The 715-nt window shown below is 58.3% G+C and carries 1 protein-coding gene; it reads right to left on the bottom strand.

Annotated features, from left to right (window positions below):
* Positions 1–220: 220 nt before the first annotated feature.
* Positions 221–715: hypothetical protein (locus AX724_RS24520; protein WP_231736676.1), on the bottom strand; the 495-nt coding region annotated here is incomplete at its 5' end.

Here is a 715-nt window from a genome sequence, read left to right as displayed (position 1 = left end):
CTTTTTGCACGCCGATCACCCCACGAAGGGGGTGCCTATTGCACGCTGATCCTCAATGATGCTTCCGATTTGGTGCCGGAAGCTTTCGTGAGGCTCACCGCCCATGCGAAAGACGCCCCTCTCCCATCCAGCTTCGTACCTACAGAGAATTGCTCGCAACCTTTTCGTTGATCGCACAGGTCGGACCAAACGCGCGGAAGCCGCCTTTGGGAAGCAGACATCAGAACATCTCGAAATTGCAGTGGAGCCGGATCAGGGCCTTGCGATCGAGGCAGCCGACGCCCAGTGTCTCTACCGAAAGACCGTGTGCCCTTCCCCACAAGACGCGGCAGGTCTTTATCATGCAGCGTGCCAAAACATGGCCTACAAGCAGATATCCGAGGAACTTGGCGTCTCTATCCCGACTGTCCAATATCATTTCGGCCGCGCGAGCGCGCGGATCGCGCAAGCGCTGGATGGTGAATGATGATCGATAGGCCTTCAGATGCCTTGCGCGACGAAGCGGCTGCATGGTTCGCCGCCATGCGCGGTCCGGCGGCAGCGGACCGGAAGACAGAGTTTTGACGCCGGGATGGCCGCCAGCGCATCGCATTGGGCAGCCTTTGCGAGGATCTGCGAAATTTAGACTTGGAAAAGGGCCTGGAATTCGATCACGAATCCGCGATCTGGGCCAATCGCCTTCCTTGCGATGGCTTGCTTCGGTGTCACCGTTATC

The sequence above is a fragment of the Sphingobium sp. CCH11-B1 genome (assembly GCF_001556865.1).
Classification (GTDB): domain Bacteria; phylum Pseudomonadota; class Alphaproteobacteria; order Sphingomonadales; family Sphingomonadaceae; genus Sphingobium.
Note: the sequence above shows the minus strand (reverse complement) of the source record. Positions and strands in the feature narration are given on the sequence as shown.